At 73.7% G+C, this 13,947-nt stretch carries 11 protein-coding genes; 6 read left to right on the top strand and 5 right to left on the bottom strand.

Going from position 1 to position 13,947, the window contains the following annotated elements:
* The first annotated feature begins 66 nt into the window (after positions 1-66).
* Positions 67-1,038: a LysR family transcriptional regulator gene (locus ACFYXU_RS32650; protein WP_389461252.1), complete on the top strand. Its 972-nt coding sequence runs from the start codon at positions 67-69 to the stop codon at positions 1,036-1,038.
* Positions 1,039-1,764: 726 nt separating this feature from the next.
* Here the strand turns inward: ACFYXU_RS32650 and ACFYXU_RS32655 are convergent.
* Both ACFYXU_RS32655 and ACFYXU_RS32660 read right to left on the bottom strand, forming a co-directional pair.
* Positions 1,765-3,396: an amidohydrolase gene (locus tag ACFYXU_RS32655; RefSeq protein ID WP_389461254.1), complete on the bottom strand. Its 1,632-nt coding sequence runs from the start codon at positions 3,394-3,396 to the stop codon at positions 1,765-1,767.
* A 117-nt stretch (positions 3,397-3,513) separates the two neighbouring features.
* Positions 3,514-4,251: a TetR/AcrR family transcriptional regulator gene (locus tag ACFYXU_RS32660; protein ID WP_389461256.1), complete on the bottom strand. Its 738-nt coding sequence runs from the start codon at positions 4,249-4,251 to the stop codon at positions 3,514-3,516.
* Between the two features lie 69 nt (positions 4,252-4,320).
* Between ACFYXU_RS32660 and ACFYXU_RS32665 the strand changes: the two genes are divergently transcribed.
* Complete coding sequence (locus ACFYXU_RS32665; protein WP_389461259.1) at positions 4,321-5,751, top strand: purine-cytosine permease family protein; 1,431 nt, start codon at positions 4,321-4,323, stop codon at positions 5,749-5,751.
* A gap of 133 nt (positions 5,752-5,884) precedes the next feature.
* Here ACFYXU_RS32665 and ACFYXU_RS32670 read toward each other — a convergent pair whose 3' ends face one another.
* The 3 genes from ACFYXU_RS32670 to ACFYXU_RS32680 all read right to left on the bottom strand — a co-directional run bounded on the left by ACFYXU_RS32670 (position 5,885) and on the right by ACFYXU_RS32680 (position 8,920).
* The gene (locus tag ACFYXU_RS32670; protein WP_389461261.1) at positions 5,885-6,568 is read right to left on the bottom strand and encodes a gamma-glutamyl-gamma-aminobutyrate hydrolase family protein; all 684 of its coding nucleotides are present in this window, start codon (positions 6,566-6,568) and stop codon (positions 5,885-5,887) included.
* A 28-nt stretch (positions 6,569-6,596) separates the two neighbouring features.
* Positions 6,597-8,030 (bottom strand): ethanolamine permease, encoded by a 1,434-nt coding sequence (gene eat / locus ACFYXU_RS32675; RefSeq protein WP_329850921.1) that lies wholly within the window; start codon positions 8,028-8,030, stop codon positions 6,597-6,599.
* A 161-nt stretch (positions 8,031-8,191) separates the two neighbouring features.
* The gene (locus ACFYXU_RS32680; RefSeq protein ID WP_329850920.1) at positions 8,192-8,920 is read right to left on the bottom strand and encodes an FCD domain-containing protein; all 729 of its coding nucleotides are present in this window, start codon (positions 8,918-8,920) and stop codon (positions 8,192-8,194) included.
* A gap of 89 nt (positions 8,921-9,009) precedes the next feature.
* On the opposite strand from ACFYXU_RS32680, the gene ACFYXU_RS32685 reads away from it, so the two are divergent.
* From ACFYXU_RS32685 to ACFYXU_RS32700, 4 genes are all read left to right on the top strand, one after another.
* Positions 9,010-10,374 (top strand): glutamine synthetase family protein, encoded by a 1,365-nt coding sequence (locus tag ACFYXU_RS32685; protein WP_376516808.1) that lies wholly within the window; start codon positions 9,010-9,012, stop codon positions 10,372-10,374.
* A 43-nt stretch (positions 10,375-10,417) separates the two neighbouring features.
* Entirely contained in the window at positions 10,418-11,782 is a 1,365-nt protein-coding gene (locus tag ACFYXU_RS32690) for an aldehyde dehydrogenase family protein (protein ID WP_361393736.1), read from the top strand.
* A 5-nt stretch (positions 11,783-11,787) separates the two neighbouring features.
* A complete protein-coding gene (locus ACFYXU_RS32695; RefSeq protein ID WP_361393737.1) occupies positions 11,788-12,573 on the top strand; it encodes a 3-oxoacyl-ACP reductase in 786 nt (261 codons plus the stop codon).
* A gap of 81 nt (positions 12,574-12,654) precedes the next feature.
* Positions 12,655-13,923, top strand: a complete 1,269-nt coding sequence (locus ACFYXU_RS32700) for a haloacid dehalogenase-like hydrolase (protein ID WP_389461263.1) — start codon at positions 12,655-12,657, stop codon at positions 13,921-13,923.
* Positions 13,924-13,947: the final 24 nt, after the last annotated feature.

Below are 13,947 nucleotides of genomic sequence, written 5' to 3' on the forward strand. Positions count from 1 at the left end.
CGATCGTTTCGCGCCGGAACGGGGCCCACCAGGGACGTTGCGACTATGAGGCCATAAGCTGCCTTTATGAGCAGCGAGCAGGGCACGACACCGACCCCCGTCCCCGGTGAGCCCGGCTCCCCGGAGGCCGGCTCCCACCGGGTCCTCTCCCACCGGGTCCCGGACCTCGGCGCCCTCGAACTCCTCCTCGCCGTCGCCCGGCACGGCAGCCTGGGCGCGGCCGCCCGCGAGGTCGGGATCACCCAGCCCGCCGCCAGCAGCCGCGTCCGCTCCATGGAACGGCAGCTCGGCGTGGCCCTGCTCGACCGCTCGCCGCGCGGCTCCCGGCTCACCGACGCGGGCGCCCTCGTCACCGACTGGGCCCGGCGGATCGTCGAGGCCGCCGAGGCCTTCGACGCGGGCGCGCAGGCGCTGCGCGGACGGCGGGACTCGCGGCTGCGGGTGGCCGCGTCCATGACGATCGCCGAGTACCTGCTGCCGGGCTGGCTGATCGCGCTGCGCGCCGAGCGGCCCGACACGGCCGTCTCGCTCCAGGCCGGGAACTCCGCGGCCGTCGCCGCGCGCCTCTTCTCCGGCGAGGCGGACCTCGGCTTCGTCGAGGGCCTCGCCGTCCCGGACGGCCTGGACGGGGCCGTCGTCGCGCACGACCGGCTCGCGGTCGTCGCCGCTCCCTCGCACCCCTGGGCCCGGCGCCGCGACCCGGTCGACCCGGCGGAGCTCGCCGCGGCCCCGCTGATCCTGCGGGAACGGGGCTCCGGCACCCGGCAGGTCCTCGACGCGGCGCTTTCCGCCCACGGCGGGCTCGCGCAGCCGCTGCTCGAACTCGCCTCCACGACGGCGGTGAAGGCGGCGGCGGTCAGCGGGGCCGGGCCGGCGGTGCTCAGCGAGCTCGCGATCACGGAGGAGCTGGCGTCGCGGCGCCTGGTGGCGATCCCGGTGAAGGGGGTACTGCTCCGCCGGGACCTGCGCGCGGTCTGGCCGACGGGCCATCGCCCGACGGGCCCGGCGCGCGACCTGTTGTCGTTGACGCGGGGGTGAGGCGGGGCCGTCGTGCCGGCGGCGGATGTGGGGGGCCTGCGCCGGGCCCGGGGCCGCCGGTGAGCCGGGCCCGGGCCTCCGCGCCGGAGCTGGGGGCCGTGCGCCGGGGCCGGGGCCGGCGCCGGTGAGCCGGGCCCGGGCACTCGCGCCGGAGCTGGGCGCTCGCCCTCGCGGGAGCTCGGCGCGTGCGTGGGCCTGGGCCCCCGCGCTCGCGAGTGCCCGCCGCGTGTGGGGGCCGCCGCCGTGCGGTCCCGCCACCCTCGTCGGTGCGGGCCGCGCCGCTTGTGGGCCTGCGCCCGCGCCCGTGTGGGCCCATCGCCCACGCCCGTGTGCCCCCGGCGCCCGCGCCCGTGTGGGGCCGTCGCCCACGCCCGTGTGCCCCCGGCGCCCACGCCCGTGTGGGGCCGTCGCCCACGCCCGTGTGGGCAATCGTCCCGCTGGGGCGGGACGGGTGGGCACACGGGACGGCGCCCTCTCGCGGCGCCTCCGCGTCCTGTGCCCTGGCCCGCACCGCCTGTGACGGCACCCGGGTGGTGCGGGTCAGGAACAGGAGCCTCTGGCGCCGGCAGGGCGCTGGTCCGTTGTGCCCACCCGTTCCGCCCCTTGCGGAACGCCTGCCCACAACGGGGGGCGGCGGGGGCGGGCCCACGCGACGGGGCCGACGGGGGCGCCGCCCACAACGGGTGCGAGGGCGCCGCCGCCCACGGAGGACCGGGCCGCAGGGGGTCAGAGGTCCGTCGAGCGGAACGTCACGCGGCCCGACACCGTCGTCAGCCGCACCGGCACCGACGGCAGCTCCGTCGCCCCCGTCGTCAGCGGATCCGCCCCCAGTACCGTCAGGTCCGCCCGGTACCCGACCGCCAGGCGCCCCGCCTCGTGCTCCTCGCCCGCCGCGTACGCCGCCGCCGTCGTCATGCCCCGCAGCGCCTCAAGGGCCGTGAGCGCCTGCTCCGGGCCGTGCGGCGCCTGCCCGAGGTCACGGCTCGGGCGCCGGTGCCGCGCCCCCGCCATCACGCCGAGCGGCGGGAACGGCGCGATCGGCCAGTCCGAGCCCAGCACGACCGTGGCACCCGAGTCCGCGAGGTCCCGGCAGCGCCACGCCCGCGCGGCCCGCTCCTCGCCGAGGCGCCGCGACCAGTTGTCGGTGTGGTCGGCCCGGGTGAAGTCGCAGCAGTGCGTGGGCTGCATCGACGCCAGGACGCCCAGCTCCGCGAACCGGCGCAGCGTGTCGTCCGGCACCGTCTCGATGTGCTCGACCCGGTGCCGCACTCCGCTCCCGCCGCCACCGGTCCGCGCGTTCTCGACCGCGTCGAGGACATGGCGTACGGCCGCGTCGCCGATGGCGTGCGTCGCGGTGGCCACGCCCGCCCGGTGCAGCTCCCCGATGATCCGCGTGTACGCCTCCGGGTCCGGCCAGAACGCGTGCGTGGACTCGCCGTGGCAGTCCGGGCGCTCCAGCCACGCCGTGCCGTTGTCGATCGTCCCGTCCATGAAGAGCTTCACGCCCGCGACCTGCCAGAGCTCGCCGCCCGTGCCCTGGAGCGCGATCAGCTCCCGCACGCCCTGCTCGTCCGTGCCCGGCTGGCACCAGGGCGCGACCCGGAGCCGCAGCGGCAGCTCACCGGCCGCGTCGAGCTCCCCGTACAGGGCGAGGCTGTCGCCGTTGGCGTCCATCGCGTGACCGCCGGTGAGGCCCGCCGCCGCCATCGACCGCAGCGCGGTCGCGAGCCGCTGCCGGCTCTCCTCGCGCGTCGGCTTGGGAGCGACCCGCTCGACCAGCTCGCAGGCGGCGTCCTCCTGGAGCAGTCCGGTGGGGCGTCCGTCGGCGTCGCAGACGACCTCGGCGGAGGCCTGGTCGAAGGTGCGGGGGCCGTCGACCCCGGCGAGTTCGAGAGCCCTGCGGCTGGCGAGGGCCGAGTGGGCGTCGAAGAGCAGCAGGAACGCCGGGACGCCGTCGAGCACGGCGTCGAACGGCGCGGTCCCGACGGGGCGGTCGCCGAAGACGTTCGGGTCCAGACCCCAGCCGAACAGCCACTGGCCCCGGTCGAGCTTCCGCACCTCGGCGGCCAGGGCCTCCCGTACGTCGTCGACGTCCGCGCAGTAGGACAGGTCGAGGCCGTGGGACAGTTCGGCGCCCGACACCGGGTGCAGGTGGCCGTCGACGAGGCCGGGGGTGACGACGGACCCCTTGAGGTCGACGACGGTCGTCCCGGGACCGGCCAGCGTCCGGATCTCTCGGTCGTCGCCCAGGGCGGAGATCCGGCCGTCGTCGGAGACGGCGAGCGCCGTCCCGGGCAGGAACGCCCCCGTGCCGGGGTCGAGCAGACGGGCGGAGAGCAGGACGAGTCGGGTGCGCACGGTGGCTCCAGAAGTTCGCGGATGGGGGAGTGTCGTGGGTGGGTGGGGGGTGAGTGTCACGGGTGCTGGGGCGGCAGTGGCCCGGTCAGCGGCGTGAGGTGGTGGGCCCGGTCGCCGTCACCCCGGCTCGGACGTCTCGGGCGGCTCGGGCGCTTCCGGCTCCTCGCCCCCGTCCGGCTCCGCAGACCCCCAGGACCCCTTCGCCCCCGTCCACCCCGGCGGCAGCGCCACCTCCGTCAAGGCGCCGTACGTGAGGCCGAGTTCGCGTTCCGCCGTCGTCACCGCCATGCGCGCCACCGCCTCCGGCAGATCGCTCCGGTCCGTGTTGGCGTGGGATCCGAGGCCGTCGAGGACGACCAGGATGTGGATCGCCGCCGCGCGGGGGTCGTCCGTCCGGAACTCGCCCCGCTCGACGCCCTCGCGGATCAGGCCCTCGATGCGGTCGTCGGAGGCGAGCTCCTGCGCGGAGACCCGGTCGCGCAGGACGGGCCGGTAGCGGCTGAGGTGCCGGGCGTTGATCCACAGGCGGCTGATGTCGTCGTACGCCTCTCCGGCCGAGAGGGCGAAGTAGCGCGCGAGGTACTGCGTGGGGGTGCCGTCGGGGCGGTCGGCGGGCAGCAGGGCGTCGAGCTCCCCGGTGGCGGCGACGCTGAACGCCTCGGCCACCAGATCCTCCGCCGACGGGAAGTAGTGGCTGATCAGACCGGGGCGCACGGCGAGCTCGTCGGCGATGCGCCGGAGCGTGACGCACTCCAGGCCCTCGGTCAGGGCGACCCGGGCCGCGGTCTCCACGATCTCGGCCCTGCGGGCCTCGGGAGTTTTCCGAATTCTCTTGCGCTGGACGCTTGACGGCATACCGGCGATGCTATTGAGTGTGCGACCAATAAGCAACCAGGTGGGCACCACACGCATCCGGAGGGCCGCATGGCTTCCACGATCCCCGACCACGGCGCCGCCCGCGCCGAGGCCACCCCGCCGGCCGACCGCCCCGGCCGCATCGAGGCCCACGGCATCGATCACATTCCCGACAGCGAGCGCCACGGCCATCCGCGCGAGCTCTTCTCCGTGTGGGCCGCGGCGAACGTCAACTACCTCAGCCTGGTCATCGGCGGCGCCCTGGTCCTGATGGGCCTGAGCCTCTGGCAGGCCGTCGGCGTGATCGTCGTGGGCAACCTCTTCTGGGTGCTGACCGGCCTCCTCGCCACCTCCGGACCGGCCGCCGGAGCGCCCAGCGAGGTGATCACCCGCGCCCTGTACGGCGTCATCGGCAACCGGGTGAACAACGCGATCGGCGGCTGGCTGGTCTCCGTGTGCTACTTCGCGCTCAACCTCGCCGCCGCCGCGACCGCCGCCTTCGCGCTCGTCGAGAAGGCCGGGATCACCGTGAACGTCCCGGTCGAGGTGGCGGTGATCGTCGTCATCGCCGCGCTCACCCTCGCGATCAGCGTCTACGGCCACGCCCTGATCATCAAGCTGTACCTGCCGATCACCCTGGCCCTGGCGGGTGCCTTCACGGTCGTCGCGCTCGCGGTCTTCCGGCACGCCGACTTCTCGTACACCCCCGCCGAGCCGGCCCACGGCGCCGGGCTCTGGGCCCTGCTCGTCGCGGGCACCACGATGATCGCCTCGGGTCCGCTCTCGTACACGACGAGCGCCGACTTCTCCCGCTACCTGCCCCGCACGGCCTCCCGGAAGGCGATCATCGGCTGGACGGCGCTCGGCGCCTTCGTGCCCAGCGTCATCGTGTGTTCGCTCGGCGCCTTCGCGGCCACCGCCGTCGACATGACGGACCCTCAGACCGCACTTCAGGAGATCCTGCCGGGCTGGTTCACGCCCGTCTTCCTGCTGGCCCTGGTCCTCGGCACGATCTCCATCAACGCCCTGACCGCGTACAGCGCGGGACTCGCCCTCCAGGCCGTCGGCCTGCGCGTCCGACGTACCGTCAGCGTCCTCTTCGACGGCACGGTGGCGGTCGCGCTGACCCTCTACGGCCTGCTGGTCTCCAACTTCCTGGACACCGTCAGCAACGCCCTCCAGGTGATCGTCGTCCTGAGCGGTCCGCTGATGGCCGTGTACGCCACGGACATCCTCCTGCGCCGCAACCGCTACGACGGCCGTGCGCTCTCGGACGAGACCCCCGGCAGCGCCTTCTGGTTCACCCGCGGCGTCAACCGGGCGGGAGCCGTCTCCCTGATCACCGGCGTGGCCGTGGCGTCCCTCTGCGTCGACACGCTCTACACCGGTCCGGTGGCCTCGGCGCTCGGCGGCGTCGACCTCTCCCTGCCGGTCGGCATGGCCGTCGCCTCGGGCCTGTACGTGCTCCTCGGCCGCCGCGCGGTGGCGGCGACGAGCTGACGCACCCCGTCATCTCGCGGGGCGACGAGCTGAGCCACCCCCTCGTGCCGCCGGGCGACGAGCTGAGCCACCCCCCCCTCATGCCGCGGGGCGACCGGAGCCCACCCCGGTCGCCCCGCACCCCGTCGCCGCGTCAGCGGCCGGCCGCCGCCTCCACCAGGCCCCGCATCACGCGCAGGTCCTCGCCCATCTCCGGGTGCCACTGCACGCCGAGCGCCCAGGCCGGCGCGGCCAGCTCCACCGCCTCGACCGTGCCGTCCTCCGCGTGCGCCGAGGCCGCCAGGCCCGTGCCCAGCCGGTCCACGGCCTGGTGGTGGTAGGTCGGCACCTCGGTGAGCTCGGGCACCAGCGCGGCGTACCGCGTGCCCGGCACCGGCTTCACCGCGTGCCGGCCGATCACCCCGACCGCCTCCACGTGCCCGTCCAGGTGCTGGATCAGCGTGCCGCCGAGCGCCACGTTCAGGAGCTGCATGCCCCGGCAGATGCCGAGGAGCGGGGTCCCGGCGGCGAGCGCCGCGTCGATCAGGGCCAGCTCCCCGGTGTCCCGGGCGCGGGCGGGCGGACCGGTGCGGGGGTCGGGCTCGGCCCCGTACCGTACGGGCTCGACGTCCGCCCCGCCCGCGACGACCAGGCCGTCCAGCCGGGCCACGACCGCCGCCGCGTCCTCGGGCCCGCCGGGCGGCAGCATCACCGCGAGGCCTCCGCTCTCCCGGACGAGACGCGGGTACGGGGCGGGGAGCAGCGCGGCGGTCATGTCCCACACCCCCCAGCGCGCCTGGTCCAGGTAGGTGGTCACGCCGATGAGCGGCTTGGTCACGGAACGTCCTCCAGGAAGGGAAGGGGCATCAGTCGCGTTCGAGTTCGGCCTCGGCCGCGGCGAGCGCGGCGAACTCCTCCTCGGGGGCCCTGGCCACCAGGTGGTGCCGACTGTAGAACGCGAAGTAGGCGAGGGCGATCACGTACACCCCGAGCGCCATGAACGCCGCCGTCCGGTCCACCAGGAAGGTCGCGACCAGCGCCGAGAGGGCCAGGACGAAGGCCACCGAGGACGTCACGATCCCGCCGGGCGTGCGGTACGGCCGGTGCAGACCCGGCTCGCGGCGGCGCAGCACGATGTGGGAGAGCGCCATCAGGGCGTACGAGATGGTGGCGCCGAAGACCGCGATGTTCAGCATCCGGGCGCCGTTCCCGGTCCCGGCGGCGAGCGCGAAGCCGATGGCGCCCGGGATGAGGAGCCCCAGGTAGGGCGACTTGCGGCGGCTGGTCAGGGAGAGGAAGCGGGGCAGGTAGCCCGCCCGGGAGAGGGCGAACAGCTGACGCGAACCGGCGTAGATGAGGGAGAAGAAGGAGGCGACCAGGCCCGCGAGCCCCGCGTAGTTCACGAAGCGGCTGAGCGCGGTCGGCTCCCCGTCGCCCTGGAGCGCCACGACCAGTGGGTTGCCGGCCTCCTGGACGGCGGCCGAACCGCGCGCGCCGGTGGCGGCGAAGAAGGTCATGACGGCGAGGAGCACCAGGATGCCCATGGCGATCGCGAGCGCCCTCGGCATGGACCGCACCGGGTCCTTGGCCTCCTCGGCGGCGAGCGGCACGCCCTCGACGCCGAGGAAGAACCACATGCCGAAGGGGAAGGCGGCCCAGATCCCGAGGAGTCCGAAGGGCAGCCAGGAGTTCGACCCGAAGGCCTCGCCGTCGACCGGGATGTCGTTCAGGCCGTCGACGTGGAAGTCGGTGAACGCGCCGAGCGCGAAGACGACCAGCGCCGCGACCGCGATCGCCGTGACGATCAGGCTGAAGCGCAGCGCCTCGCCGACGCCCCACAGGTGGATGCCGATGAAGAGCGCGAAGCAGACCAGGTAGACCGGCCAGCCCGACTCCAGGCCGAAGAGCCCGAGGGACTCCACGTAGTCGCCGATGAAGATGGAGATCGCGGCGGGGGCCAGGATGTACTCGATGAGGATCGCGGTGCCGGTGAGGAAGCCGCCCCAGGTGCCCAGCGCCCGCCGGGCGAAGCCGTAGCCGCCGCCCGCGGTGGGCAGGATGGCGGAGAGCTCGGCGAGCGCGAAGACCAGGCAGGCGTACATCGCGCCCATCAGGACGGTGGCGACGGCGAGCCCGCCGAAGCCGCCCTTCGACAGGCCGATGTTCCAGCCGGAGAAGTCTCCGGACACGACGTACGCCACGCCGAGACCGGTCAGCAGCAGCCACCCGGCGCTGCCGCGGCGCAGTGCCCGGCGCTCCAGGTAGTCGTCCTTCGTCGGCGTGGTGTCTTCGAGCGTCATGGCAGCGTCAGCTCCCCGCAACGGGCCCAATGGATTGGAGCCATACCTTTGCGGTGGCCGACGGGGGAGCGCAACCCCCGTGCGTTACTTTCGGGTTACGCCGCCGTCCGCCGCCCCGTCACGCAGGGCCGCGCCCGGCGCGCGGCGGCGGGGCGCGCGCCTCACGTCAGGAAGCCCCGCAGCAGCGCCGCCGTGCCCGCGCAGTGCTCCCGCATCACCTCACGCGCCGCGTCCGCGTCCCCGTCCAGGACCGCCTCCACCAGGGCGGTGTGCTGGTGCTGGGAGTGCTCCAGGTTGCGTACGAGCAGGGGGATGCAGTCCAGGAGGTCGTTCACCGTCGCGCGGACGGCCGCGTACTGGGCCGTCAGCGTCGGCGAGCCGGAGAGCTCCGCGAGCGTGAGGTGGAGCAGGGTGTCCTGGCGGCGGTAATCGGCCAGCGGGGCGTCCTGGGTCGCCGCGACGGCCGTCCGCAGCCGCTCGGCGCCCGCCGCGTCGAGACCGTGGGCCGCGCACAGCCCGGCGGCCCCCACCTCCAGGACCTCACGGAAGCGCAGGGTGTCCTCCATGTCGACGGTGGCGATCCGGCGCCGCAGCTCGTCCTCGTCGGCCGTCTGCGTGCGGGGCAGCACGAACGTCCCGCCGTACCGGCCGCGCCGGCTCTCCACGAGCCCCTGTTCCTGGAGGACCTTGAGGACCTCGCGCAGCGTCACCCGGCTGATCCCCATCCGCTCGGCGAGCTCCCGCTCGGCGGGCAGCCGCTCCCCGCCGGGCACCAGACCGAGCCGCACCACCTGGAGGATCTGCTCCAGGGCCTCCTCGAACCCGTTGCCCGCCCGCACCGGCCGCAGCACGGGCGTCAGCCGGTCCGCCGATTCACTCGTACTGGCCACGTTCTCGTTTCCCTTCCTCCAGCACTTCCCAAGCAATGGTCTTCCGCAATACCTTATGGCTCCCGGCAGGCCGAAGGAGGAGCAATCCCGTGGCAGACCGCACACCCCCGCTCACCGTCGAGGAGCTCCGCGCCCTCGTCGCGAGCGGCGAGATCGACACCGTCGTCCTGGCCTTCCCCGACATGCAGGGACGCCTCCAGGGCAAGCGGTTCGCCGCACCGTTCTTCCTGGACGAGGTCCTCGGCCACGGCACCGAGGGCTGCAACTACCTCCTCGCCGTCGACACCGAGATGAACACCGTCGACGGCTACGAGATGTCGTCCTGGGACCGCGGCTACGGCGACTTCGCGATGCATCCCGACCTCACCACCCTCCGCCGCCTCCCCTGGAACGACGCCACCGCCATGGTGACCGCCGACCTCGCCTGGGCCGACGGCACCCCGGTCGTCGCCGCGCCCCGCCAGATCCTGCGCCGCCAGCTGGAGCGCCTCGCGGAGCTCGGCCTCACCGCCCACGTCGGCACCGAGCTGGAGTTCATCGTCTTCAGGGACAGCTACGAGCAGGCCTGGGACGCGAACTACCGCGACCTCACCCCCGCCAACCAGTACAACATCGACTACTCCGTCCTCGGTACCGGACGCATCGAACCCCTCCTGCGCCGCATCCGCAACGAGATGACCGGCGCCGGACTCACCGTCGAGTCCGCCAAGGGCGAGTGCAACCCCGGCCAGCACGAGATCGCCTTCAAGTACGACGAGGCCCTCGTCACCTGCGACCAGCACGCCGTCTACAAGACCGGCGCCAAGGAGATCGCCTCCCAGGAGGGCTGCTCGCTCACCTTCATGGCGAAGTACAACGAGCGCGAGGGCAACTCCTGTCACATCCACCTCTCGCTCCAGGACGCCGACGGGCACAACGTCATGGCCGGGGACGACGAGCACGGCATGTCCGAGACCATGCGCCACTTCCTCGCCGGACAGCTCGCCGCCCTCCGCGACTTCTCCCTCCTCTACGCCCCGAACATCAACTCCTACAAGCGCTTCCAGCCCGGCTCCTTCGCGCCCACCGCCGTCGCCTGGGGCCACGACAACCGCACCTGCTCGCTCCGGGTCGTCGGCCACGGCCGCTCCACCCGCTTCGAGAACCGCCTCCCCGGCGGCGACGTCAACCCCTACCTCGCCGTCGCCGGCCTGGTCGCCGCGGGCCTCCACGGCATCGAGCAGCGCCTCGAACTGCCCGCGCCCTGCGCCGGGAACGCGTACACCGCCGAGTACGCGCACGTCCCCACCACCCTGCGCGAGGCCGCCGAACTCTGGGAGACCAGCGAGATCGCCAAGGCCGCCTTCGGGCCCGAGGTCGTCGCCCACTACCGCAACATGGCCCGCGTCGAACTCGACGCCTTCGACGCGGCGGTGACCGACTGGGAGCTGCGCCGCTCCTTCGAACGCCTGTGACGACCTTCGAACGCCTGTGACGAAGACGAAAGAAGAGGAAGAGTTGCTCCAGGTACTGAACCCGGCGACCGAGGAACTCGTCGCCACCGTCCCCGCCGCCACCCCGGCCGACGTGGACGCCGCCGTCACCCGCGCCGCCGCCGCCCAGCGCGGCTGGGCCGCCGCGGCGCCCGCCGACCGGGCCCGGCTGCTCCGCCGCTTCGCCGCCGTCGTCGACGACCACGTCGAGGAACTCGCCCGCCTGGAGGTCACCGAGGCGGGCCACACCCTCGGCAACGCCCGCTGGGAGGCCGGCAACGTCCGCGACCTGCTCGACTTCGCCGCCGGGGGAGTGGAGCGGCTCAACGGCCGCCAGATCCCGGTGGCCGGAGGCATCGACCTCACGATCCTGGAACCGCTCGGGGTCGTCGGCGTCATCGCCCCCTGGAACTTCCCCATGCCGATCGCCGCCTGGGCCACCGCGCCCGCCCTCGCCGCCGGCAACGCGGTCCTCCTCAAGCCCGCCGAGACCACCCCGCTCACCGCGCTGCGTCTCGCCGAACTCGCCCTGGAGGCCGGCCTCCCCGAAGGCCTCTTCCAGGTCCTCCCCGGCACCGGCCCCGTCGCCGGGAACGCCCTCGTCGAACACCCCGGCGTCGCCAAGATCGTCTTCACCGGCTCCACCCGGGTCGGAAAGTCGATCATGGCCAAGTGCGCCGACCGGGTGAAGCGGGTCACCCTCGAACTCGGCGGCAAGAGCCCCAACATCGTCTTCGCCGACGCGGACCTGGAGGCCGCGGCGGCGGCGGCGCCGATGTCCTTCCTCGACAACAGCGGCCAGGACTGCTGCGCCCGCACCCGGATCCTCGTGCAGCGGAGCGCGTACGACCGCTTCCTGGAGCTCCTCACCCCCGCCGTCCAGGAGATCGTCGTCGGCGACCCCGCCGACGAGCGCACCCAGATGGGCCCGCTCATCTCGCGCGCCCAGCTCGACCGCGTCCGCTCCTACGTCACGGACGCCACCGAGCAGGCCGTGGGCATCCGGGGCAAGGCACCCGAGGGACCCGGATTCTGGTTCCCGCCCACCGTCCTCACCGGCGTCGCCGAGGACGCGCCCTGCGCCGTCGAGGAGATCTTCGGCCCCGTCGCCGTCGTCCTCCCCTTCGAGGACGAGGCCGACGCGATCCGGCTCGCCAACGCCACCGAGTACGGCCTGTCCGGCTCGATCTGGACCCGCGACCTCGGCCGCGCCCTGCGCGCCTCCCGCGCCGTCCGGGCCGGCAACCTCTCCGTCAACTCGCACTCCAGCGTCCGCTACTGGACCCCCTTCGGCGGCTACCAGCAGTCCGGCCTCGGCCGCGAACTCGGCCCCGACGCCCTGACCGCCTTCACCGAAACCAAGAACGTCTTCCTCAGCACGGAGGCCTGAACCGCATGAGCACCGAAGAGATCGTCTGCCGCCGCCTGGTCGGCCGCACCGCCGTCATCACCGGGGCCGGCAGCGGCATCGGCCTCGCCACCGCCCGCCGCCTCGCCTCCGAGGGCGCCCACGTCGTCTGTGCCGACATCGACGAGCGGGCCGGCAAGGCCGCCGCCGAGGAGGTCGGCGGCACCTTCGTCAAGGTCGACGTCACCGACCCGGAGGAGGTCGAGGCGCTGTTCAGGACGGCGTTCGAGACCTACGGCTCCGTCGACATCGCCTTCAACAACGCCGGCATCTCGCCCCCCGACGACGACTCCATCCTGGAGACCGGCCTGGAGGCCTGGAAGCGCGTCCAGGACGTCAACCTCACCTCCGTGTACCTCTGCTGCAAGGCCGCGCTGCCCTACATGCGCCGCCAGGGCAGGGGCTCCATCATCAACACCGCCTCCTTCGTCGCCCTCATGGGCGCCGCCACCAGTCAGATCTCGTACACCGCTTCCAAGGGCGGCGTCCTCGCCATGTCCCGCGAACTGGGCGTCCAGTTCGCCCGCGAGGGCATCCGCGTCAACGCCCTCTGCCCCGGGCCCGTCAACACCCCGCTCCTCCAGGAGCTCTTCGCCAAGGACCCCGAGCGGGCCGCGCGCCGCCTCGTCCACATCCCCGTCGGCCGCTTCGCCGAGGCCGAGGAGATCGCCGCCGCCGTCGCGTTCCTCGCCAGCGACGACTCCTCCTTCGTCAACGCCAGCGACTTCGTCGTCGACGGCGGCATCGCCGGCGCGTACGTGACCCCGCTCTAACCGTTCACCTCGAATCCCCCCACCCGACAGCCGGGCGTCGCGAGGCGCCCGGCTGTCCTGCGTACACCCAGGAGAGTGATCATGAACGACAAGCTCCGCACCTCCGCCGCGGCGGCGGCCCTCGCCCTCGCCGCCACCGGCCTCCTCCCCGCGGCGAACGCCGAGGCCCGCCCCGCGGCCCGGCCCGCCGGATGCCCCACCCTGAAGGTCTCCGAGGGCTGGTACGGGACCAACAAGGCCCGCGTCGACGCCCTCCTCGCCGAGCACTGCGGGAACCGCGACAAGGGCGGCAGGAAGCCCGTCGCCGTCTTCGACTGGGACAACACCGTCATCAAGAACGACGTCGGCGACGCCACCTTCTACTGGCTCCTGCGCCACGACCGCGTCCGCCCCCCGAAGGGCGGCGACTGGTCCACCACCAGCCGGTACCTCACCCCCGAGGCCGCGACCGCCCTCGGCACGGCCTGTCCCACCGGCGTCCGCACCCTCCCCACGTCCACCGACACCCGCTGCGCCGACGAGCTCCTCTCCGTCTACGGCTCGGGCACCACCACCGGCGGGAAGACCGCCTTCGCCGGCTACGACCACCGCCGCATCGAGCCCCAGTACGCCTGGCTCGCCCAGCTCCTGCACGGCTGGACCACCCGCCAGGCCGCCTCCTTCGCCGCCGCCGCCCGCGCCGAGAACCTTGCCGCTCCGCAGGGCGCCACCCAGCAGGTCGGCACGGCCCGGGTCACCGGCTGGGTCCGCTACTACGACCAGCAGCGCGACCTGATCCGCGCCCTGAAGGACACCGGCTTCGATGTCTGGATCGTCTCCGCCTCGCCGGAACCCGTCGTCGACGTCTGGGCGAAGGGCGTCGGCGTCGCGCCTTCCCACGCCCTCGGCATCCGCAACACCACCGACCACGGCCGCCTCACCAGCCACCTCAAGGGCTGCGGCACCGTCCGGGACGGCGAGGACGCGATGATCACCTACATCGACGGCAAGCGCTGCTGGATCAACCAGGAGATCTTCGGCGTCCGGGGCCCCGCCGCCGAGCGCGTCCAGCCCGCCGCCCGCCGCCAGGTCTTCGCCGCCGGCGACTCCGACACCGACATCTCCTTCCTGCGGGACGCCACGGGACTGCGCCTGGTCCTCAACCGCAACAAGAACGAACTCATGTGCCGGGCGTACGAGAACGGCGACGGCCGCTGGCTCGTCAACCCCATGTTCATCGAGCCCAAGAAGCAGAAGACGAGCGCCTACCCCTGCTCCACCACCGGCTACACGGCAGGCGACGGCACGACGCAGCCGGTCCGGCGCGCCGACGGCAGCGTCGTCCCGGACCAGCTGGACACCGTCTTCTAGCTCCAGTGCCCGCCGCGTCGGGCC

It is taken from the genome of Streptomyces sp. NPDC002232 (genome assembly GCF_042890295.1).
Classification (GTDB): Bacteria; Actinomycetota; Actinomycetes; order Streptomycetales; family Streptomycetaceae; genus Streptomyces.